This is a genomic window from Pedobacter sp. Leaf41 (assembly GCF_001422545.1).
Taxonomy (GTDB): Bacteria; Bacteroidota; Bacteroidia; order Sphingobacteriales; family Sphingobacteriaceae; genus Pedobacter.
Window position 1 is genome coordinate 1,297,487 of sequence record NZ_LMLE01000001.1, and the last position, 22,448, is coordinate 1,319,934.

The following is a 22,448-nucleotide window of genomic DNA, read 5'->3' on the forward strand; positions in this document are numbered from 1 at the left end:
TAGTTTTTTATGTAAATCTGTGGTTATCCTTATTATCTGTGGTTAGTTTTCCTAATTCTTTATTAACCGTTGTATTTCATCGAGCTTCAACAACGCCTCAACTGGTGTCAATGCATTTACGTCTAAATTATTCAGTGTGTCGCGAATCTTAACCAAAACAGGATCATCGATAGCGAACATTTGTAGTTGGTAAGCTTGATTTTGAACTTTTTTTATGCTGTCTTTAATGCTTTGTCCCTCTGTCCTATCGATTTCGAGTTTCTTTAAAATCTCATTCGCCCTACCGATTAGCTTAGGTGGCATTCCGGCCATTTTTGCCACATGGATACCAAAACTATGCTCGCTTCCACCCGGGATAAGTTTTCTTAAGAAGATTACTTTATTCGTCATCTCTTTAACCGAAACATTGAAATTTTTAATCCGAGGCATTGTGTTAGCCAATTCGTTTAACTCGTGGTAGTGCGTAGCGAACAAGGTTTTTGGACGGGAAGTTGGATGTTGATGCAAAAACTCTGCAATGGCCCAGGCAATCGAAATTCCATCGTAAGTACTTGTTCCGCGACCGATTTCATCCAACAGAATCAAACTATTATCTGAAATGTTATTTAAAATACTGGCTGTTTCATTCATCTCCACCATAAATGTACTTTCACCAGAGGAAATATTATCAGATGCTCCAACACGGGTAAAAATCTTATCTACCAATCCTACATCAGCCGCCTTGGCAGGCACAAAACTTCCCATCTGCGCCATTAAAACAATCAAAGCAGTCTGTCTCAAAATGGCTGATTTACCCGCCATGTTTGGTCCGGTAATCATAATAATTTGTTGCGAATCAGTATCTAAATAAACATCATTGGTGATGTATTCTTGACCGACCGGCAACTGTTTTTCAATCACCGGGTGCCTACCGCCCTTAATATCAAGCACCTTTTCTTTATTTACCGTCGGCTTAGTGTAATGGTTTTTCTCAGCCAGTTGTGCAAAACATAACAAGCAATCCAATTGTGCAATTAAAAACGAATTGAGTTGAATCGGTTTAATATAACTTGCCGTTTCGTACATCAATTCATTGTATAAACGAATTTCAATGGCTTGTATTTTTTCTTCAGCACCTAGAATCTGTTCTTCATATTCTTTCAGTTCTGGTGTAATGTATCGCTCGGCGTTAACCAGGGTTTGTTTCCTAATCCAGCCTTCAGGAACTTTATCTTTATGCGTATGTGTAACCTCTAAATAATAACCAAATACGTTATTAAAGGAAATTTTAAGTGAGGGAATCCCTGTAGCTTCGGCTTCACGTTTCTGAATTTGCACCAAATAATCTTTACCGCCAAAAGCAATCTTACGCAGGCGGTCTAAGTCTTCATCAATGCCATCATTAATTACATTGCCTTTAATTAGCAATGCTGGCGGCTCTGGCTGAAGTTCCCGTTCAATTCGTTCACGGATTGCCAAACAAGGATTTAACTGGTCGGCGATTTTAATTAGGAACGGATTTTTCGACTTGGCAGCAAGATTTTTAACCGCCTCGATATGGATTAATGCCCGCTTCAACGCCACCAATTCACGAGGGCCCACACGCTGCAAGCCGACCTTTGAGATCAACCTTTCTATATCGCCGATTTGTTTAATATGAGTTAGAAATTCCTGTTGAACTTCCTCGTTTTTAACGAAAAAATCTACCATGCCCAAACGCTCTTCAATCGGCTTTAGCTCCTTCAAAGGCATGATAATCCATTTCTGCAGCAATCTGGCACCCATTGGCGTACAGGTGTGATCAAGAATATCAAATAAAGTAACGGCATTGTCGTTTGCAGAGTTTACCAATTCCAGATTCCGGATCGTAAACCTATCCAACCACATGTATCTATCTTCCTCAATTCTACTAATTGAAGTGATGTGCTGTAAATTTCGATGTTCCGTTTCGCCCAGATAGTGTAAAACAACCCCTGCGGCAATAATTCCGCTTTGTAATCGCTCAATACCGAAACCTTTCAGCGAGGCGACATCGAAATGTTTAGTTAAAGTTTCTTCAGCATAATCTGATGTGTATGGCCAATCATCCAACCCAAACGTATAAAACCGATCGCCAAACTGCTCTAGAAAAATTTGGCGTTTAGATTTTTGAAAAATTACTTCTGTAGGTTTAAAGCCTTGTAAAAGCTTATCAATATAATCGCTATTGCCTTGAGCAATCATAAACTCTCCCGTCGAGATATCCAAAAACGAAATGCCTATTTGTGTTTTATCGAAATAGACAGACGCCAGATAATTGTTTGATTTTTGATTGACGATATTATCGCCGTAAGCAACACCGGGAGTAACCAATTCAGTAACACCACGTTTTACGATTGTTTTAGTCGCCTTCGGGTCTTCCAATTGATCGCAAATAGCTACCCTTTGCCCAGCCCTAACCAACTTTGATAGATAGTTATCTAAGGAATGGTGAGGGAAACCCGCTAATTCGAGCGCCCCGCCGTTAGGTCCTGTACCTCTTCTGGTCAGTACAATTCCTAAAATCTGAGCAGTTTTTATGGCATCTTCGCCAAAGGTTTCGTAAAAATCTCCAACCCTAAAAAGTAAAAGTGCACCTGGATACTTCGCCTTAATAGCGTTGTATTGTTGCATTAACGGGGTTTCTTTATTCGTGTCTTTAGCCAAAACTGATATTAATTTGCAAAAGCTATAAAGATAACATCATTCGTCGTTCTACGGCGGTTTTGTTGAAAAGTTGAGAGATTGTTAATGATGACACAGAGACATCTGATAGTCTATTTGACTTTATTTTTAAAAATCATCTTAAAAAAATTACTTTAGGATAAATTTTACGCACTCGAAATGAAATCAAGTTTTTTTTCCCTTATATTTTTTTTATTTCTTGGATTTGCGGCAACGGCAGATACGTTCGTTGTGACAAGCAATTTAGATGCAGGAGCTGGAACACTTCGGGAAGCACTGACTCTTGCCGCCGCAAATGGAACAATTCAGAAAGATTTCATAAACTTTAATCTTAAAGGGAACAGTGAAAATGAAAGAACGATTATATTGAAACAAGAGCTACCTTTTGTTACATCCAATATAGTAATTGATGCATCCACCCAGCCAGGATCGTTTCTGGGCATTAGCCCTGCCAAAATATGTATAAAAGCAGACAGATCTGTTTATCAAACCACCGAGTATTACACAGGTTGTTTAAATTTAAGAAATGTAGAAAATGTTGAGATTTATAGTCTTTACATTCGAGAATTCTATAGTTTAATAAATCAATATGGAGGTTTTGGTTTAACTCAATCTTCGGCAATCTACTTGCAGTTTGCCAAAAATATTATTGTTGGCGCACCCGGCAAGGGTAATGTTTTTGATCTGGATTACATTTGTATTAACGCATCAACTAGCGACCAATATCAGATTGTAAACAGTAAAATCAAAATCCAATCAAACTGGTTTGGTTTACATACCGATGGTAACCAAGGTGTTAGTGTTGGTATTTACATGAGACCGAATAGTTTAGGAAATTTATCTGCGGATGACTCTGAATTTGGTGGAATAGATGAAAGTTTTGGTAATATACTCGGTGGCTACACTTCGTATGGGTTAGCGTTTAGCGGCAAGAGTAATAATGTGCGCTTCAACAAATTCGGTTTTGAGGCTAATAGTTTCTCGAACTCAAGTATTATACCTCTTTACTTATCAATAGATGGCGGAGAATTTTCCGATAACAAATCAACCAGATTCAGGATTGAATTAAATTTTAAAAGCAAAAATTTTAAAATTCTAAGGAATGAAGAATTATTTGATCCTTCAAAAGCATATTATGGCGGAATAGAAATGGCTTACTCAGAAAATATTCAAATAGGATCTGATGACTTTCAGGATGTTAATATTTTTCTTCAAAATACAAATACCATAAAAAACTTTGGATCTAAAAATATTGAGATCAGAAAAAACGTTATTTATTGCTCTGAATATGCATATTCAATAAGGGATCAGAAAAGTATTTCAATACAAGTTTTGGTAAACAACGATAGTGAATATTCTGGAATCGCAACCCCTAACTCAGAGGTATACATTTATAATGACAATACAGGTTGTACATCTTGTAGTCCAGTTAGTTTTTACTCTAAAATCAATGCGGATGCATCTGGTAAATGGGCTATGACAGGAAACTTTAAAAGCACTAGATTTGTTGCCAATGCAACCTTAATTAATACTTCCAGTGAATTTACTCAACCTCATATTAGGACGACAAATGGTAGCTGGTATTCAAGCGTAAATCCATCTTGCGGATTAAGTAATGGATCCTTGGAAATGTTGATGCCTGAACATATTTTAAGTGTTGAATGGTATAATTCGAAAGATGAAAAAGTTGGTGAAGGCTTGAGAGTAGAAAATTTACCTGCAGGAACATACTATGCATTAGGTTTTAATGGTAAGTGCTTTACTAAAGCTTCATCCGCCGTTTTGATTAATAATGAACCGACCTTTATTACCAATAATTTAAAGGTGCAACAGCCTTCTTGTGGAAAAAACAATGGTTCGATTACTGGAATAATTTATTATTCCGGAGGCTCAGCAAACGGAGTATGGTATGACGAAAATAAAAAGGAAGTTGCTAAAACTAATTTTTTAGACTTAAATAACTTATATCCCGGTAGCTATACTTTAACTGTTACTACTCTTAATGGATGTTCAAAGTCTTATGGACCAATCATTCTCAAAAGCACAGAGGGACCAAATATAGAACGATCAAATCAAAAAATTCAGGCTGCAAACTGTAACAGTAGTGATGGTAGCATAAGGGGGATCTCTGCTACTGGATTAGGGCTGCTAGATTTTCTTTGGAAAGATAAAAATGGATTGATTTTGTCTAAGTCTGCAGATTTAACTGATGTTCGCAGTGGTGAATACACACTGGAGGTAAGAGATGAAAGTACATGCGGGTTATTGACAGCATCATTTTTTATTCCTGAAACAAATTCTATTTCAATTGATGTTACCAGATTGAATATTGGCAATGCAACCTGCAATTTATCTAATGGTTCAATTACAGGTATTAACGTCAGTGCAAAGGATGAGTTAAAATGGTTTAATGAAAAAGGAGATGTAGTAGGTTTCGAGATAGATTTAAAAAACGTACGATCAGGAAAATACAGGTTACAAATTTCAAATAGTCACTGCTCTAAAACAACTGAATTTTATACTATTCAAGAAAACACTAGCAACGAAAATTATTTGGTGATTAGAGAGATTGAAGACGCATTTTGTAATGGCAAAAATGGAAAAATAACGATTCGATTTAATGGGCACAGTCCGAAATCATTGAGATGGGCTGATGAAAGCAATAATTTTATTAGTAATCAAACTTCACTATCAAACCTTTCTAAAGGAAGCTATAAACTTTACATCACAAATGACAAAAATTGTGAAACCTTATATGACGTTTTTATGGTGAACGAAATTGAACAGTTGAAAATTAACCAAGACGCATTAGTACTGGCAAATGATAAATGTGGCTTGCAAAAGGGCTTTATAAATGGTCTTATTGTTCAGGGTGGTATACCTCCATATCGTTACGAATGGAGAAATATAAAAAATGAACTTGTAGGTAATCAGTTAGAGTTAGCAAATGTATCAGTTAATAAATATGTTTTAACAGTTTATGATAGTAAAAACTGTACTGTCTTAAGCGATATTTTTAGTATCAATTTTGAGTCCTCTAAATTAATTCCTCCTAGTGACATTGCACCGATTCAAATTTGTGCCTCCGGTAATGCCTCCTTTTCTTTGCCTGAAATCAAGCATGGGGACTATTTGCTCTACGATCAGAGAAATTCTTCTTTTCCAATTGCAAAAAGTCGAAATAGTTTCTCCGTTAATGTGATGCAATCACAGAATTATTTTGTTAGTTATTCTGAAGGTGCTTGTGAAAGCGAAAAAACAGTTATTTCAATTGTAGTGGCTGAAAGCGCTATAGGTATTCCGAATTCATTTAGTCCTAATAATGATAATATAAATGATACTTGGTCGATAAAAGGGTTAAATAGTTATCCTGAGTTTATGATCAGGTTATTCAATAGAAATGGTATGCTAATTTTCTCTTCTTCAGATCCAAATTTTTCTTTTGATGGGAAAACTAAAGGTATTGAATTACCAATAGGTATCTATTACTACACCTTAAAACTTAGAACAGGTTGCTCAATTCTTTCTGGAAGTTTAACTTTACTTAGATAAAACAACTAAATGAAATCGACTCAAAATCAATTACTTGATAAATAAACTTAAGATTTAAAAACGTTTATTCTTACTATCTGTTAATTTAATAATTTTTAACTTAAACTTTTTATTATGACGATTCAACTGAATACCGACAAAAATTTAACCATTCACCAAGAATACGAAGATAAAATTAAAGGGGCAATCAATGATGCTTTAGGAAGGTTTGATGATCTAATTACCCGCTTAGAGGTACATCTATCTGACGAGAATGGCAGTAAAGAAGGCCTGGATGACAAACGTTGTTTAATTGAGGCAAAAATTGCCGGCAAAGAACCTATCGCGGTTACTAATCTTGGAAATAACTACGATTTGGCACTTAACGGGGCACTTTCAAAGTTAAAAAGTAAGCTCGAAACCATTGCTGGAAAAATGAAAGCACATTAAAATTGAAAAGGCAATTCCAAAAATAGGGATTGCCCTTTTACATCAGTTTATCCTCTAAAACCTTCAGATAAACCTTGAATGTTCCGAACTGGACGACCAATTAGTGATATAAGAAATTTGGTTTATATTCTTTCCTTCTCCAACTTTTCAATATAACCTAAGAACAATTTCAAGGCTTTAGTCCTGTCTTCTGTAACTTCAAATTGAAGTTTATGATACAAGTAATCTTCTAAATCGAAATTACTAACAACTGGCAAGTTTTTCAAAACTTCAATTCTGTTTGCTAATCCAAGTTGCAAAGCAATATTAAATTCAGCCTTAAACTCTGTAGAAATTTCTTTGTTTGCTACCCATGCAGCATACATAAAGGGTAAACCTGTAAAGTTTTTCCATTCCTCACCCATATCATAGGCAAAAGCATAATCATCTTTTTTTCCAAAAGTTCTATCACCTATCAAAACAACAGCATCAGTCTTGGCAGCGGGGTCTGTCGTAAATGCTACTTCTTGTTTCCAGTAAAACTTCAACAGCACCTTAGCCAGATTATTTGAAGTTCTGGAATGGGAATCCAGCCTCAAAGTTTTGATTTCTTTAACAGGAACATCACTAAAAATAAACACAGAATTAACTGCGCCATCGCTACCGATACAATAATCTGCAACAATATTCGCATTTGGAACCAAGGGAATTGCAGCCACGGGCATCAAACCCATATCTACCTCACCACTAATTACTTTAGCAGCGCAATCTGAAGGAATATCTAAACTTAATTCTATCTTATTAATGATGTCCGAATGCTCTAATCCGTATATAAAAGCTTTGGTGTTGGTATAGGCAACAGCCGATATTTTAATCTTATTCAATGGTGTTATATATGTTTTGCGTTACGCGTTTGGCGTTAAGCAGATTACCCAATTACTAAACCATCCAAATGAATGGCACTATTAAATTCAAGAACAGTGAACTTTCCATCTTCAAACCCCATTTTATATAAAACGGTATTTTGATGTGGAAATTCTGTCATTTCGCTTAGTGGTTTTTCAAGAAGAAGGCAAAGGAAAACACGCATTGCCCTACCATGCATGCAAAGTAAAACGGTTTCTTCTTCAGGCCTTGTGGAAAGCAATTCCATTGGCTGTTTCAAGCGTTCGTAAACATCTTGAACACTTTCACCACCTTCAAAATGAGCTGCGTAATTGCCGTCTTCCCAGGCTTGCAACATTTCTCGAAAAGCATCTCTGGAATCTTCTGTATTCGGCTTACCTTCCCAAACTCCCCAAGCCAGTTCATCCAAACCAGAAAGTTTTTCCCAAGGTAATCCTGAATCAATAAACTTTTGAACGGTTTGCCAGGTACGTTTTAATTCAGAAGTATAAATTTTATCGAAAGGAACATCCTTATATTTTTGGTAAAAAGCCTCCGCCTGGGCTCTTCCCGTATCGTTTAAGTCTGAATTTATACCTCTGCCTTGTACTATTCCCTGTCTGTTAAGTTCTGTTTCGCCGTGGCGGATAATATAAATTTGCTTCATTTTTTAAAATTATTGAATGATTAATTTTGAATGATTGAATTAAATTAAGCGTTTTGCACTAATTCACTCATTTTTCATTCAGTCATTCTATCATTAGTTTACGACTGGTAACTTATAATAAGCTGGTTTCTTTTCTTCCTCAAAAACAACGTTCTCGAAGTCGGTAACTACGTTATATAAGGTATCACGTTCTATCGCTTTTCGCCCAACCTGTTTAATCAATTCAACCAATTCGCGAGTACTCATTGCAGGGGTTTGCTCTTCAGCCCCAGCCATGGAGTAAATTTTTGTCGTATCATCTAGAGTTCCATCAATATCGTCAACACCATAATTTAATGACAGTTGAGCAGTTTCGCGACTAATCATTGCCCAATAAGCCTTAATATGGTCGAAGTTGTCCATGTAAATACGGGCGATGGCATAATTCCTCAAATCTTCGATTACTGAAGATTCGGCTACATTGCTCATTTGATTGTGTTGGTTCCTGAATTTTAAAGGAATAAAAGTTTGAAAACCTCCAGTTCTATCCTGCAAATCACGGAGTTTTTCCATGTGATCAACACGGTGTTTAAACTCCTCGATATGGCCATAAAGCATCGTTGCGTTACTTCTCATTCCTAACTTATGCCATTCCTCGTGTATCGCCAGCCATTGTTCACCAGTGCACTTATCTTTAGCAATTTGCTCGCGTATTTCAGGATGAAAAATCTCAGCACCGCCCCCAGGCATAGATTGTAAACCAGCATCTTTCATCAACTTCATACCGGTAGCATAATCAATTTTAGCTTTCTTGAAAATGTAATGGTATTCAACGGGTGTTAATGCTTTAACGTGCAAATCAGGACGATGCGCTCTGATTGCAGTAAATAATGCAGAATAGAAAGCCACATCATATTGAGGCAAAACACCGCCTACAATATGTACTTCGGTAACAGGCTCATCATCGTATTTTTTAACAATATCGAGCATTTGTTCCATCGTTAAAGCCCAGCCTTCTTCTTTTTGCTTTATCAAACGGGAATAAGAACAAAACTTACAATCATAAACACAAAGATTTGTAGGCTCTAAATGGAAATTGCGATTGAAATAAGTCTTATCACCATGTTTTTCCTCACGGATGAAGTTTGCCAAAACCCCCAGATAACCTAATTCTGCATGCTCGTAAAGGTAAACGCCTTCATCAAAAGTAATCCGTTCTTTATGGAGAACTTTATGTGCTATGTTTTGTAGTTCAGTTGATAATGAAGTATCAGCTAATATTTTTTCAACTTGCTCAGTTGTATTCATTCCTGATTTTATTTTGCACAAAAGTACAATATTGAGGCGATTTGAAAATCATTTTGTTGTAACAAACGAATAGTTCACTGGCCGATTGGTTTATTAGTCATTGGGTTGGGCGCCATAACCAATGATACTAATAGACTATTGAACAAATGAACTAAACAAAAAAAAACACCTCTTTTCAGAAGTGCTTTCAATATATTACTAAGGTTTTTATTAGTTTACTGCCGGCGAAAACGTCAACACGATATTTGCTGTTTTGCCTCCAAATTCAATCGGAGATTTCATCACCATATTGCCTTTTGAAAGTTGTGTTAACACCAGGCGATATCCTTCTGTAACGTTTTTAGCTTTATCACCTTCATAGATTTTCTTAAATTGAAAAGTTTCTTCTGATGGCGTAGCCGACCAAAAAATAGTTTGCATTACCTCGCCACAAGTGCTTGATGCTGGTAAAGTGTATGATCCGTTTCCGCTATTGGTTAATTTCCATGTACTTCCCTGAAAACATTTGTACGATTTTTCTCCAAACAAACCTTGCACAGCTTGATCTGGCAAGCCCTCTAAGGCCACGTTGTTTAAAACCCAAGTTCCTGTAACGGTACCTCTACCGCCACTAATACCTGTTGCAGCGTTTTTAGTTGATGAACAACTTTGTAACATTACTAAAGTAGAACATGCTATTGCGATAGCTATAAATAATCTTTTCATTTTAGTTTAATTTAATTTCGGGAAACTGTTTACATAAATCTTGCCAAAACAATTTCGAACCTTAAATTAGCAGCAAATTATTAATTTGCAATGCAATTATTTTGCACTACAATCAAATCATTATGAAACCCGAAACCCTTGCTATTCACGCATCTAATCTTGTTAAAAACAATACCGGAGATGTTACCCCGCCAATAAACTTATCGACAACTTTTTTTCGTGATGAGAATGGAGGCTATCCTGGAGGGCACATGTATAGCCGCGTGAGCAACCCGAACAGGTCTGCTTTAGAAAACACTGTAGCTAAATTAGAATATGGGGAAGATGCAGCAGCTTTTGCTTCTGGAAATAATTGTGGAATGAGTTTGTTCCAAGCACTAAAACCTGGCAGCCACATTATTGCTCCGGATGACATGTATTGGGGAATAAAAAAGCAGCTTCTCACCATATTTAATGAAGTTTTAGAATTCGATTTTGTTGATCAAACGGACTTGGAACTAATTAAATCGAGTATAAAACCAAACACAAAATTAATTTGGATTGAAACCCCATCAAACCCATTATTAAAGATTACGGATATTGAAGAAATCGGGAAAATTGCAAAGCAGAATAACATTACCTTTGCTTGCGACAGTACCTTCGCCTCTCCTATTTTACAAAACCCAATTTTATTAGGCGCTGACATTGTAATGCATAGTAGCACTAAATATTTAGGTGGTCACAGCGATGTTTTAGGTGGAATCTTGGTCACTGCCAAAAAAGATGAGCTTTGGGAAAGAATAAAAAATATACAACAAACCGGTGGAGCGGTTCCTTCTCCGTTTGATTGTTACCTACTCTGTAGAAGTATAAAAACCCTGGCTTACCGCATGAAGGGCCATTGCGAAAACGGCAAATTAGTTGCGCAATATCTGGTTAACCATCCAAAAGTAGAGGCTGTATTCTTCCCCGGATTAGAAACGCATCCTCAATATGAGATTGCTAAAAAACAGATGAAGGATTTTGGTGGAATGATGTCTTTCTTAGTTAAAGGTGATGTGGAAGAAACGAGCAGAGTGGTTAATAAAGTAAAGTTATTTGCGCAAGCAACCAGCTTAGGAGGCGTGGAAAGTTTAATTGAACACCGCTATTCAGTTGAGGGACCAGACAGTAAAACCCCAAAAAACTTATTAAGAATTTCTGTTGGTTTGGAGCACGTGGATGATATTATTGCTGATTTAGCACAAGCACTTAGGTAATTTAAACCGTCATTGCGAGGCACGAAGCAATCTTAAAACTGTGGGTTATAGCAAATGAAATAAGATTGCTAACGGTGTTTCAAATAGAAATCCTAGTAATGACTTGCTGACAAAACTCTGTTTTTAAATCCCAGCCTACGGGTGGCAAACTATTTAGCGTTACCCCTTTCTCATCGTGGCTACAACTAAAAGCGGGATTGTAAATTCTTGACAATTACAGTCCCGCTCTTATTCAAAATCTATTTCGGGTTACAAACCGTTACCAATTTCGTGGAATAGTTTGGCTCTAATGGCTCGTTTGTTTGGGCCAACCGCTGAGAACCAGTATTTGCAGGACAAGCAATATCGCCGGCAGCATCATAAACAATTTTGTTTCCATTCGCCAACAACTCCTTCGGTACATAAACCTGAACTTTAGTAACGGAATAACCAGACGGAAAATAGCGAACGTAATAACCGTCGGGGTGTTTAGTCCAAATACCACTTGGTACATCTGCTCTAGGTGGCGCCATACCTGCAATAATGGCGTATTTTTCCATATCGGCATAAGTATAGTTTCCAGAAGAAACCAACTGACGGATATTATTTTCAGCCTCGAAAACAGCTTTAATCCCTGAGGGAAGCTGATCTTTAGCTTTTTCCATTACATCGAAAGGTAAAATACCTAATGCACCGCCTTCCAGTTGGGTTAATTGTTTCGGTGTTAAAAGTTTCAATGCTGTTAGCTTTACTGGTCCTGCATAATCAGCAAATTTTGTTCTGGCAATAATCGTCCAAAGCAAAATTTGAATATCATGCTGTTCCACCTCTGGATGTTTTTCTGCACTCTTTAAAATGGCAACCACAATCTCTTCTTTCGGACCTAAAACAGGAGCAAACATATAGCCATCTCCTTTCGAAGGCGCAAAAGTTCCAGCTTTTAAACAGTAACTTTTATTCGTCATTTCATAAAACCCCTCACATAAAACGAAACCTCCATCAGGGTTTTTTGGTAATAAATATAGTGGCTGAAATTTTGCCTTGGCATTAAAATCAGGCATTTTTTCACCCTCCCGGTTTACATCCTCAAATGCTGTAGTAATGGCAGCGGGTTGCTTTAAAAATTTATCAACACCAAGAGCTTTAGCACCTTGAGCCGTTCCAACTTTTAATAGTTTGTCTTTTAATCCCCCAAATTGTGCTTGAGCTGTTAATCCTGAAATTGCGAATAGCAATACAAAGGAAATAGATTTTATTTTTTTCATCATGATTAGATAGGTATCACAAACATAAAATTTTTAAGGTTAACTTTATTTTATGATTTCAATTAAAATTACGAATTTGATTCACAAGTAGTTAACAAATTATCCGAATTTAATTTTGTTGTTTCGAAATTAAATTAGATATTTGAAATATTATTTGGTGAACAACTGAATAAAAGTCAATCTTTAATCGGATTGATTTATAAAGAAGTGGCGAGAGACTGGCTCTATGACCCACTGGCAACCCTCAGAAAGAGAAGGTGCCAATTCCTGACCGAGTAACATGGTGTTATTTGGAGATATAAATTATAACTGATGAAAATATTAAATCTTCAATCGCAAAGCGAACCTCAGCTAAACCTCATTCAGGTAGAGAACTCTTCTATTTCATTGATTTGTTGTGATATGCGGGCGATTACTTGTATGTGCTGTTGCATACAGTAATTTAAAAATCTTCCTCCTTTGTTTCTGTTTCAAATTGGAAGGTCCCGATAGATCGGGATACGCCCTACAAAATTATCTTGATTTATGGTGATAAAATTTTATAACCATAAGCTTAAAATCAATATTCAACATTCATTTTATCAATCATTTAGAAATTATGTCAACTTCATATAAATTTGAAACACTACAGTTACACGCTGGCCAGGAAATAGACCCAACCACAGGATCAAGAGCAGTTCCAATTTACCAAACTAGCTCTTACGGATTCAAAAATGCCGAACATGGTGCTAATCTTTTCGCCTTAAAAGAATTTGGCAACATTTATACGCGTTTGATGAACCCAACTACTGATGTTTTTGAAAAAAGAATTGCGGCTTTGGAAGGCGGCGTTGCAGCGTTAGCAACAGCATCTGGTCAGGCGGCACAGTTTATTGCATTACATAATATTTTAGAGGCTGGAGATAGTATTGTTTCCTCAACACATATTTACGGAGGAACTTACAATCAATTTAAGGTGGCTTTCAAACGCTTGGGCATCCATGTAGATTTTGCAAATCCGGATGTGCCTGAAGAATTTGAGCAAAAGATAACAGATAAAACAAAAGCGATCTACTTAGAAACCATTGGAAATCCGGCTTTCAGCATTCCTGATTTTGAGAAGATTGCAGCAATTGCGAAGAAATACGATCTTCCTTTTATCGTGGATAATACTTTTGGTGCTGGAGGTTATTTATTTAAACCTTTGGAACATGGCGCTAACATCGTAGTAGAATCTGCAACAAAGTGGATTGGCGGACATGGAACCAGCATCGGAGGCGTAATTGTTGATGGCGGAAATTATAACTGGGGCAACGGAAAATTCCTGCAGTTCACCGAGCCATCAGAAGGTTATCATGGATTGGTTTTTAATGATGTTTTCGGAATCGGCGGACCATTTGGTAATATTCAATTCATTATTCGTGCTCGGGTTGAGGGTTTAAGAGATTTGGGTCCTGCCCTTTCGCCTTTCAATTCATTCCTTTTATTGCAAGGTTTAGAAACGTTATCTCTTCGCGTACAACGCCATGTAGATAATGCTTTGGAGTTGGCCACCTGGTTAGAAAATCATCCGCTTGTTAAAGAAGTTCATTATCCAGGTTTAGCAAGCAGCAAATACAATAATTTGGCAAAAAAATATTTGAGCAATGGTTTCGGTGGGGTTTTATCTTTCGAGTTAAATGGCACTAAGGAAAATGCAACTCAAGTTATAGATCAGCTAAAACTGGTTTCTCATTTAGCAAATGTTGGTGATGCTAAAACCCTGATTATCCAGCCTTCGGCAACCACACATCAACAATTAAGTGCAACAGAACAATTAGCTGCAGGTGTAAAACCAAATGCGTTAAGGGTTTCAGTAGGTATTGAGCATATCGATGACATTAAAGCAGATTTTGAGCAGGCTTTTGCTGCGATCAGTACTCATTCAATTGCTGAAAATTTACAAGCCTAATACTATCCATCCCTTGAAAGGGTTGCAACAAAACATGTTTAAAAATTTACAGTCAATAATATGACCGATAGAAGTTCAAAGACCTCTTCAGAGGTTGGGGTGTATAGTTATCCCAAACAGTTTAAGCTAGAAAGCGGCAAGAAAATTCGAAACCTGCAAATCGCTTTTCAAACTTATGGAAAATTAAATGCCAAAAAAGATAACGTAATTTGGGTTTGCCATGCTTTAACCGCAAATGCCGATGTTTTTGAGTGGTGGGATGGTTTATTTGGGCAAAATGCTTTGTTTAATCCGGAAGAACATTACATCATTTGTGCGAATGTTTTGGGTTCGAACTATGGAACAACCAATCCTTTAAGTACCAATCCTGTAAACGGCTTACCTTATTATCTATCATTCCCACAATTTACTATCCGCGATTTTGTATCTGCTCACCAACTATTGGCCAATCATTTAGGAATTGGAAACATCAAATTATTAATAGGCGGTTCATTAGGTGGTCAGCAGGCAGTAGAATGGGGAATAATTGAGGCAAACAGAATTGAAAATCTAATTTTGGTTGCTACAAATGCAGTTCATTCTCCGTGGGGAATTGCTTTTAATGAAAGTCAGCGTTTGGCGATTACTACCGATAGGACTTTTTACGCTAACCAGCCAGATGGCGGTAGTAAAGGACTTAAAACTGCTCGCAGTATTGCACTTTTAAGCTACAGAACTTACCACGCTTATGGCAATACGCAGGTGGAAAGTGTAAACGATAAAACGGATAATTTCAGAGCTTCATCATACCAAAATTATCAGGGTGAAAAATTGATAAACCGCTTTAACGCTTATAGTTATTATTATTTAACTAAAGCAATGGATAGCCACAACGTTGGTCGCAACCGTAAATCAATTGCCGAGGCTTTGAAGCTGATTAAAGCAAATACGCTAGTAATAGGAATTGAAAATGACTTCCTTTTTCCAATTTCAGAGCAGAAATTTTTAGCTGGTCATATTAATGATGCGGAGTTCGCCTCCATTCATTCTGAATATGGTCATGACGGTTTCTTGATTGAAACAAATGCATTAACAAACATCATCGGAAATTTCATCAAAGAAAGCAGAAACAAAAAGATTATCAAGCTGCAGCATACCGCCTGATCAGGTATAAGGTTAAACGGTGGAAGGTTTGAGGCGAAACCCGAGGTTAAAATATAAAAAAATTAATTAGCCACGGAAAATTAGGGTATCTAATTCAGTGTAAATCCGCGTTTCCGTGGCAAATAGAAAATAACAAAAACAAATGGTAGCGAAAACCTTTTTGAGCATCTAATCTTGATACTTTTTCCGCTACTCGATACGATAAAACACCATGAGCAAGAATTTAAAAATCGGATTATTTGGTTTCGGAGTTGTAGGACAAGGTTTATTGGACATCATCCAAAGTCAGAACCTTAACCTTGAAATCATTAAAATTGCGATTAAAGACCCAAGAAAGAAACGTACCCTCAATAAAGATCTATTTACAACGGATAAAAATGAGATTCTCAATAATTCCGAAATCAATACGATTGTAGAGTTGATAAATGATGCTGACGCGGCTTACGAAATTGTGACTACGGCATTGAAGAATGGTAAAAACGTAGTTTCAGCAAATAAAAAGATGATTGCGACGCACTTGAAAGAGTTAGTAGATCTACAACAGCAACATGGCACGTCGTTACTTTACGAAGGAGCAGTTTGTGGAAGTATTCCAATCATCAGAAACCTGGAAGAATATTATGATAATGAACTTTTCCATGCCTTGAGCGGAATTTTCAACGGGTCGTCGAATTATATCTTATCGAAAATTTTTAACGAAAATCAGAGTTATGATTCGGCACTAAAAGAGGCACAAGACTTAGGTTTTGCAGAAACTGACCCAATTTTGGATGTTGGTGGATATGATCCAAAATACAAATTAGCTATTGCAACGGCGCATGCTTATGGCTTGTTCGTAAACCCTGATGCGATACTGAACATTGGAATTCAAAACCTGTCTCAATACGACATTAAATATGCTCGTGAAAAAAACTTCAAAATTAAACTGGTTCCAACAGCTAGAAAAGTTAACACAAAGGATATTGTAACCTACGTATTGCCAAAATTGGTTGCAAAAGACGACTTCTTATACAATGTAGAGAATGAATACAATGCGGTAACGGTTCAGGCGGCTTTTGCTGATAAGCAGTTTTTCTTTGGCAAAGGTGCAGGTGGCCACCCAACAGGCGCTGCCGTACTTTCTGATATTGCTGCACTACGTTACGATTATCGTTATGAGTACAAAAAATATCACTCAGAAAACGCCGTAAAACACACCGAAGATATTTTATTGGAAATTTATTTGCGTTATGCTGATGAAGATTTAATCAGCTTACTTGAATTCGATAACATCAGTGAGCGTTATTCAGCTAGTGAGTACAAATACGTAATCGGGACGGTGAAATTGAAAAATTTGATTAGTAATCGTGATCTTCTATTAGATAAAAATGTTTTTGTGGCCTATACGGGTAGGCAGATTTACAAACAGGAGCAGGTTGCTGCAAATGTCTTCGCGGAAGAACTAGCGTCGATATAAGAAATTTTTAAGGTTAATTTTTTTATTTGTTTTGTTGTTAAGTACAAAGGTCGGAGCGATTCCGACCTTTTGCGTTATTTAATTTCTCTGACATATCTTTCGATAATTAACCGATCAACACCTTCTTTTTCAACTTTTTCCACTCCTGTTTGAGTGAGTGTATCTTTCGCCACACTAATTTTAAAAGCGAATTTTTGCCCTTCCCAATTTTTGTTTTTATAATATTGAAGATGCTCTGTGTAAGCATTGCCATTTAGCGTATACCTTCCTCCACCAGCATCAAAACCTAAACTATCTTTAGGATTCGTAGAGTGCTTTAAAAAGGCAAAATGTGTATCATTTATAACCTTAATCATTTCGAAATTCATTGAATACTCACTAGTTTTTCCAGCGTGTTTATCAATAATTTTTCCTGATATCAATTTCCAGGTGCCTCTAATATCATTTGGTTTAGCTTCCGCGCCAACAGATTTTTCCTTACAGGCATATAAAAATGTTAAGGCAGCTATTATTATAAAAATCTTTTTCATATTTATTAAATGAAGCTATCCCCTTCCTGCCATTTCAGTTAGTTTTTTTGCTAAATCTTTCCCTAAATAACCATCAATTATGGTATGAACGATATAGAGAATGGGTGTCATTAAAATAGCGACGATAAATTTGTAAGTATAATTCACTAAACCAATGGCAGCAACCATTTGCCAGCTATAGTGATATTGAGGGTTTAAATAAAATGCGATGAAAATTACTACGAAACTATCAATCAGTTGAGAAACCAAAGTTGATCCAGTAGCTCTTAACCATAGCGACTTCTCTCCGGTTATCTTTTTTATTCGATGGAATATTAAAACATCGGCGAGCTGTCCCACAATAAAAGCAATGATCGAGCCCACGATAATCCACATCCCTTGGCCGAAAATACCAGCGAAGGCGTTATTCATATTCAAATCTTCACCGTTTATATTTTGATGAACCCAAAAATCGGCTGCGCTTAAATGCATAGAGCCCCAAACTACTAAAAATGCAAAAGCTATCAATACAGACGTTAAAATAGATAGAAACCGCACTTGTTTTACGCCAAAATATTCGTTGATGATATCGGTCATGATAAAAATGATTGGCCAGGTAAGCACACCTGCCGACATCACAAACGAAAGATTAGGCACACCAAATAAGTTAATATCAAACTTTTTAAAGCCTAATGTTTCTTCAACACTAAATAATTTTACACCGATAAATTCTGATAAGATTGCATTCGCCACAAAAAAACTTCCCAGAACGAGAAGTAAGCGGCTTTCTTTAGTTTTAAAAGTCATAGCGTATAAATCTAAAGATAAATCGAACGAAATTTAGTTTTTAAGCCGTAATTTTTTCCAAGACTTTTACACTCATTCGACCTTAAAAATAGGTTTGCAAAAATAATCTACCAATCTTTGCGACTTCAAAAAATCGGAATATTCATGGCTAAGAAACAGCGCTTCTATCTTATATTAATTTTAGGTTCCTTGGCGGCACTTGGCCCCTTTTCAATTGACATGTACTTGCCAGGCTTTGTTGATATTGCAAACGATTTAAAAAGCACCGAATCTACCGTTGCATTATCGCTATCGAGTTTCTTTATCGGAATATCTGCTGGCCAGCTACTTTATGGCCCTTTGTTAGATAAATACGGAAGAAAAACACCGCTGTTTTTTGGATTGGCTTTGTATATCGTGTCCTCATTTTTATGCTTAGCCGTTACAGATGTAAATCAATTAATTGTTTTGCGTTTTGTACAAGCTATTGGCAGTTGCGCTACGGCAGTAGCTTCGGTAGCAATGGTTCGCGATTTGTTTTCTGTTGAAGAAAGTCCGAAAGTGTTTGCATCGCTGATGCTAGTTATCGCCGTTTCACCGATGCTTGCACCAACTGCTGGCGGCTATTTGATATCCGCATTAGGTTGGAAATATGTTTTCGTATTTTTAGGCTTTATGGCTATAATAATATTGCTGGCCTCCATTTTCAAACTTCCCGAAAGCTATAAACCTGATCCCAATTATTCGTTAAAGCCGAAACCAATTTTAAAAAATTTCTTAACGGTTTTGAAAGAGCCGCAGTTTTCCACTTATGCACTCATCAGCTCAATTACATTTTCGGGTCTATTTGCTTACGTATCATCATCGCCACAGGTATTTATGAAGATTTACGCTGTTAGCAAAACTGGTTATGGGTGGATCTTTGCACTGCTTTCTGTAGCTTTCATTGGTTCGAGCCAACTAAACAGTTTATGTTTACGATGGTTAACTAGCAAAAAAATTGTTACGATAGCGCTTTTAGCTCAATGTGTATTCAGTTTAATATTCTTGATTTTTGCTTTAAACAATTGGTTAAATTTATATTCAACCATTGGTTTTATAGCTTTATTCCTATGTTGCTTGGGCTTTATCAATCCAAATGCAGCAGCTTTATCATTGGCTCCATTCAGCAAAAATGCGGGGAGTGCATCTGCGCTTATGGGCGCTTTACAAATGGGTCTTGGTGCACTAGCTTCTGTAATGGTGAGTTTATTTAGTGAGCATTCAGTTATTCCTATGCCTTTGGTGATGACCGCTGCATCATTTATCGCTTTAGTATGCCTATTGATCGGAAAACGGTTTATCAAAACTGAAATCGAGGCCTCAGAAAACACAGCAATTGTTGCGCATTAGCGCTTTCCAAACTATGGTTTGTTTTTCAACTTCACGATCAACTTCAGGTTAAACTGTCTGCCGGTTAAATAATTTGGAATTGCGTACTGCACATTATCCACGTCTTTCAACCACAGGTATGACACAGTATTATCGATGTTCAACATATTAAATACCTCGAAAAACAGCATGACAGCGCTAAAGTTTTTATCCAGAAACTTCGGCTTGTGAAGCGCCGCATCGTCGAGAAAATCTTTGGAGAAACCAATATCAACCCGCTTATAAGATGGAACATAAAACTTATCCAAATAACGCGGCGTTTGCGATGGACCAATTGGCAACCGAGAGCCGTAAAGGGCGTTTAAGTGTACTTTGTAGGTTGGACTATTTAACAATTTATCCTGAAAGAAGATAGAAAAATTTAGTCTCTGGTCGGTTGGGCGTTTTAAGTATCCTGGATAAATCGTTTCTTCATTTTGCATATAGCTATCTCCGATAAGATCTTCATTGGCATGCATCACCGACATACGGAAATAAGAAACCAGATCTTTTACAAACTCGCCACCAATACTAAAATCGGCACCATATGCATAACCTCGTGAAACTTCGTTGGCCAAGTATTTAATTCGCAGATTGTCAATTTTGTATGGGATTAATCTATCAGAATATTTGAAATATGCTTCAGAAGTGAACTTTAACCGCGTTCCAAAAGCATCGAAAGCATAATCGTAACCTACGGATGTGTTATAAGAACTTTGTGCCTTTTGGTTGATATTCAGCTTCCCTGTAAAATCGCGAATGGTTCGGTACGATGGCGGCTGCTTATAAACCCCAGCTGTAAACCTTAAAATTTTATTATTTGAGTTGGGGCGATAAGCAATCAACAACCTCGGACTAATTAACAGTTGTTTACTTAATGAACTATAGGTTGCACGGGCACCAAGCTGAAGTTCTGCATAATTTGAAAGCGAATAACTATCTTGAATATAAGCACTGTAATTTTTAATGTCGATGTTGTTTTCTACATTGATGGCATTTTGTAATTCAATGCTTTTCGAACGATTAGGCAAAATATATCCAGCAGAATCAATATAGTTGTATTCATTCAAGCGATCATCATATTTAGATTTGTCAAACTTCAATCCCCAGGAAAAAACGTGATTGTCGAAATTTTGATCCACTTTAATTTCTGATGCAAAAATCTGGGTATTCAAACTATTACGGCCATAATTATAATAACTTCCAATGCCTTTGTTTTTAGTAACTGGACCGAAGTTTTCTACAGGAAAAGTATTGTCAACTTCATCAAAAATATAACTCCCATCTATATCAAATCGTTCTCTTTCTATGGTATTGAAGTAGCTATTTATGAACTTAATTACCAAATTGGGTTTGGGAGAATAAGTTGCCGTAACTGCCGATCCTAAAGTCTGGTAGTCATCAATTTCCTGTCCGGTATAATCAACATCTAAGCGCAGTGTGGTATTTAACGTCCCGAATTGAGTTTCACGGTTTGTAGGTTCTAGTTTAAACTGGCCCACATTCAGATTTCCAAAAACGTTTATGTTAAATTTTGAGGAGAAATCGTACTGATACATCAACTGTACATCTGCAAAATTAGGATTGTAACTCCCCTTTTCATCTTGTTTAATCAGTACGCTTGAATTGTTTTTGTACCGCAAACCTGCCAGTAAAAAGCTACGCTTAAAAATCCACTTTGCTGTTAAAGAAGTGTTCAAAAGGCTTGTACTTAAAATGGTTTGGTTACTATCAGGTTTATCATATCTAATATCCAAAACAGACGAAAGTTTATCGCCATATTTTGCCTCAAAACCACCTGCTGAAAATTTTGCCTTACTAACCAGTTCTGAATTTATAAAACTAAGCCCCTCCTGTTGACCGTTGCGAATTAAAACGGGTCGGTTTATTTCAACATCATTAATATAAATGAGATTTTCATCGAAATTTCCACCTCTAACACTGTATTGCGCACTTAATTCATTGTTTGTTGAAACACCAGGTAGGGTTTTAAGCATGGTTTCGAAGTTTCCGGAAACCAAAGGCATGGAGGCAATATCTGCAATGTTAATCGTGGTGGTATTACTGAGCTGATTTTGTTTATTCGTGATGTTTACTTGCTCTAATTCATTAATATTGGCAACTAGCTTTACCTGTTGAGTAATTCTAGCGCCCGAACGCTCATTAAACTTTAAAGTTTGTGGCCGGTATCCGAGCAAGGAATATTTGATACTAAAGGTTCGCGATTTCGAATAGATGGTATAAACACCAAATTCATCGGTTACAGTTGATTGCGCCTGCCCTAAAACGATAACGGTAACCTGCGAAAGTGGCAACTTTTCTTCGTTGTAAACTATGCCCGAAATCCTAACCTGTGGCTGAGCAATAGCTAAACTGCAACCAGCAATAAAAAGGAAAAAGAGCAGCCGAAATTTGAGCATTGGTTAGCGTAGAGATTTGGTTAAATTTTACCACAGATGCACACAGAATTTTGTTGCCACGAAAACACGGATTGACACGGAATTAAACTTTCAGTGATTTCAGTGTTTCTGTGCCCGATTATTTTT

Annotated in this window: 16 protein-coding genes and 1 riboswitch; of the genes, 7 read left to right on the forward strand and 9 right to left on the reverse strand. The window is 36.8% G+C overall.

Annotation, left to right across the window (positions count from 1 at the left end):
- Nucleotides 1-51: 51 nt before the first annotated feature.
- The gene (gene mutS / locus ASE92_RS05630; RefSeq protein WP_056849066.1) at nucleotides 52-2,664 is read right to left on the reverse strand and encodes a DNA mismatch repair protein MutS; all 2,613 of its coding nucleotides are present in this window, start codon (nucleotides 2,662-2,664) and stop codon (nucleotides 52-54) included.
- A gap of 177 nt (nucleotides 2,665-2,841) precedes the next feature.
- Here mutS and ASE92_RS05635 point away from each other — a divergent pair, with 177 nt between their 5' ends.
- Nucleotides 2,842-6,234 carry a gliding motility-associated C-terminal domain-containing protein gene (locus ASE92_RS05635; RefSeq protein WP_056849067.1) on the forward strand — a complete coding sequence of 1,131 codons (3,393 nt, stop codon included), beginning with the start codon at nucleotides 2,842-2,844 and terminating at the stop codon, nucleotides 6,232-6,234.
- 114 nt (nucleotides 6,235-6,348) lie between these two features.
- Nucleotides 6,349-6,663 (forward strand): HPF/RaiA family ribosome-associated protein, encoded by a 315-nt coding sequence (locus ASE92_RS05640; RefSeq protein WP_056849068.1) that lies wholly within the window; start codon nucleotides 6,349-6,351, stop codon nucleotides 6,661-6,663.
- Between the two features lie 122 nt (nucleotides 6,664-6,785).
- On the opposite strand, the gene ASE92_RS05645 is transcribed toward ASE92_RS05640, so the two are convergent.
- The 4 genes from ASE92_RS05645 to ASE92_RS05660 form a co-directional block, all read right to left on the reverse strand.
- A complete protein-coding gene (locus ASE92_RS05645) occupies nucleotides 6,786-7,526 on the reverse strand; it encodes a menaquinone biosynthetic enzyme MqnA/MqnD family protein (protein WP_056849069.1) in 741 nt (246 codons plus the stop codon).
- Nucleotides 7,527-7,570: 44 nt separating this feature from the next.
- Nucleotides 7,571-8,194, reverse strand: coding sequence for a histidine phosphatase family protein (locus ASE92_RS05650; protein WP_056849070.1), 624 nt, complete (start codon nucleotides 8,192-8,194; stop codon nucleotides 7,571-7,573).
- 93 nt (nucleotides 8,195-8,287) lie between these two features.
- Nucleotides 8,288-9,481, reverse strand: a complete 1,194-nt coding sequence (mqnE, locus tag ASE92_RS05655; RefSeq protein WP_056849071.1) for an aminofutalosine synthase MqnE — start codon at nucleotides 9,479-9,481, stop codon at nucleotides 8,288-8,290.
- A gap of 210 nt (nucleotides 9,482-9,691) precedes the next feature.
- Nucleotides 9,692-10,186 carry a lipocalin family protein gene (locus tag ASE92_RS05660; RefSeq protein WP_056849072.1) on the reverse strand — a complete coding sequence of 165 codons (495 nt, stop codon included), beginning with the start codon at nucleotides 10,184-10,186 and terminating at the stop codon, nucleotides 9,692-9,694.
- 122 nt (nucleotides 10,187-10,308) lie between these two features.
- Between ASE92_RS05660 and ASE92_RS05665 the strand changes: the two genes are divergently transcribed.
- The gene (locus ASE92_RS05665) at nucleotides 10,309-11,424 is read left to right on the forward strand and encodes a PLP-dependent aspartate aminotransferase family protein (protein WP_056849073.1); all 1,116 of its coding nucleotides are present in this window, start codon (nucleotides 10,309-10,311) and stop codon (nucleotides 11,422-11,424) included.
- Nucleotides 11,425-11,663: 239 nt separating this feature from the next.
- Here the strand turns inward: ASE92_RS05665 and ASE92_RS05670 are convergent, their stop codons facing one another.
- Nucleotides 11,664-12,671 (reverse strand): hypothetical protein, encoded by a 1,008-nt coding sequence (locus ASE92_RS05670; RefSeq protein WP_157255636.1) that lies wholly within the window; start codon nucleotides 12,669-12,671, stop codon nucleotides 11,664-11,666.
- A gap of 191 nt (nucleotides 12,672-12,862) precedes the next feature.
- Nucleotides 12,863-12,973, forward strand: a riboswitch (SAM riboswitch).
- Between the two features lie 293 nt (nucleotides 12,974-13,266).
- On the opposite strand from ASE92_RS05670, the gene ASE92_RS05675 reads away from it, so the two are divergent.
- The 3 genes from ASE92_RS05675 (at nucleotide 13,267) to ASE92_RS05685 (ending at nucleotide 17,197) form a co-directional block, all read left to right on the forward strand.
- Entirely contained in the window at nucleotides 13,267-14,598 is a 1,332-nt protein-coding gene (locus tag ASE92_RS05675) for an O-acetylhomoserine aminocarboxypropyltransferase/cysteine synthase family protein (RefSeq protein ID WP_056849075.1), read from the forward strand.
- A gap of 60 nt (nucleotides 14,599-14,658) precedes the next feature.
- Nucleotides 14,659-15,741 carry a homoserine O-acetyltransferase gene (gene metX / locus ASE92_RS05680; protein WP_056849076.1) on the forward strand — a complete coding sequence of 361 codons (1,083 nt, stop codon included), beginning with the start codon at nucleotides 14,659-14,661 and terminating at the stop codon, nucleotides 15,739-15,741.
- 211 nt (nucleotides 15,742-15,952) lie between these two features.
- Complete coding sequence (locus tag ASE92_RS05685; RefSeq protein WP_056849077.1) at nucleotides 15,953-17,197, forward strand: homoserine dehydrogenase; 1,245 nt, start codon at nucleotides 15,953-15,955, stop codon at nucleotides 17,195-17,197.
- Between the two features lie 74 nt (nucleotides 17,198-17,271).
- Here the strand turns inward: ASE92_RS05685 and ASE92_RS05690 are convergent, their stop codons facing one another.
- The gene (locus ASE92_RS05690; RefSeq protein ID WP_056849078.1) at nucleotides 17,272-17,727 is read right to left on the reverse strand and encodes a hypothetical protein; all 456 of its coding nucleotides are present in this window, start codon (nucleotides 17,725-17,727) and stop codon (nucleotides 17,272-17,274) included.
- 15 nt (nucleotides 17,728-17,742) lie between these two features.
- The gene (locus ASE92_RS05695; protein WP_056849079.1) at nucleotides 17,743-18,513 is read right to left on the reverse strand and encodes a queuosine precursor transporter; all 771 of its coding nucleotides are present in this window, start codon (nucleotides 18,511-18,513) and stop codon (nucleotides 17,743-17,745) included.
- 144 nt (nucleotides 18,514-18,657) lie between these two features.
- On the opposite strand from ASE92_RS05695, the gene ASE92_RS05700 reads away from it, so the two are divergent.
- Nucleotides 18,658-19,884 carry a multidrug effflux MFS transporter gene (locus ASE92_RS05700; protein WP_056849080.1) on the forward strand — a complete coding sequence of 409 codons (1,227 nt, stop codon included), beginning with the start codon at nucleotides 18,658-18,660 and terminating at the stop codon, nucleotides 19,882-19,884.
- A gap of 11 nt (nucleotides 19,885-19,895) precedes the next feature.
- Here the strand turns inward: ASE92_RS05700 and ASE92_RS05705 are convergent, their stop codons facing one another.
- Nucleotides 19,896-22,322 carry a carboxypeptidase-like regulatory domain-containing protein gene (locus ASE92_RS05705; protein ID WP_056849081.1) on the reverse strand — a complete coding sequence of 809 codons (2,427 nt, stop codon included), beginning with the start codon at nucleotides 22,320-22,322 and terminating at the stop codon, nucleotides 19,896-19,898.
- Nucleotides 22,323-22,448 lie beyond the last annotated feature (126 nt).

Excerpts from the sequence above, each read along its gene's own strand:
- ASE92_RS05635 (WP_056849067.1), top strand. The coding sequence starts at position 2,842 with ATGAAATCAAGTTTTTTTTCCCTTATATTTTTTTTATTTCTTGGATTT.
- ASE92_RS05640 (WP_056849068.1), top strand. The coding sequence starts at position 6,349 with ATGACGATTCAACTGAATACCGACAAAAATTTAACCATTCACCAAGAA.
- ASE92_RS05650 (WP_056849070.1), bottom strand. The coding sequence starts at position 8,194 with ATGAAGCAAATTTATATTATCCGCCACGGCGAAACAGAACTTAACAGA.
- mqnE (WP_056849071.1), bottom strand. The coding sequence starts at position 9,481 with ATGAATACAACTGAGCAAGTTGAAAAAATATTAGCTGATACTTCATTA.
- ASE92_RS05660 (WP_056849072.1), bottom strand. The coding sequence starts at position 10,186 with ATGAAAAGATTATTTATAGCTATCGCAATAGCATGTTCTACTTTAGTA.
- ASE92_RS05665 (WP_056849073.1), top strand. The coding sequence starts at position 10,309 with ATGAAACCCGAAACCCTTGCTATTCACGCATCTAATCTTGTTAAAAAC.
- ASE92_RS05670 (WP_157255636.1), bottom strand. The coding sequence starts at position 12,671 with ATGATGAAAAAAATAAAATCTATTTCCTTTGTATTGCTATTCGCAATT.
- ASE92_RS05675 (WP_056849075.1), top strand. The coding sequence starts at position 13,267 with ATGTCAACTTCATATAAATTTGAAACACTACAGTTACACGCTGGCCAG.
- metX (WP_056849076.1), top strand. The coding sequence starts at position 14,659 with ATGACCGATAGAAGTTCAAAGACCTCTTCAGAGGTTGGGGTGTATAGT.
- ASE92_RS05685 (WP_056849077.1), top strand. The coding sequence starts at position 15,953 with ATGAGCAAGAATTTAAAAATCGGATTATTTGGTTTCGGAGTTGTAGGA.
- ASE92_RS05690 (WP_056849078.1), bottom strand. The coding sequence starts at position 17,727 with ATGAAAAAGATTTTTATAATAATAGCTGCCTTAACATTTTTATATGCC.
- ASE92_RS05695 (WP_056849079.1), bottom strand. The coding sequence starts at position 18,513 with ATGACTTTTAAAACTAAAGAAAGCCGCTTACTTCTCGTTCTGGGAAGT.
- ASE92_RS05700 (WP_056849080.1), top strand. The coding sequence starts at position 18,658 with ATGGCTAAGAAACAGCGCTTCTATCTTATATTAATTTTAGGTTCCTTG.
- ASE92_RS05705 (WP_056849081.1), bottom strand. The coding sequence starts at position 22,322 with ATGCTCAAATTTCGGCTGCTCTTTTTCCTTTTTATTGCTGGTTGCAGT.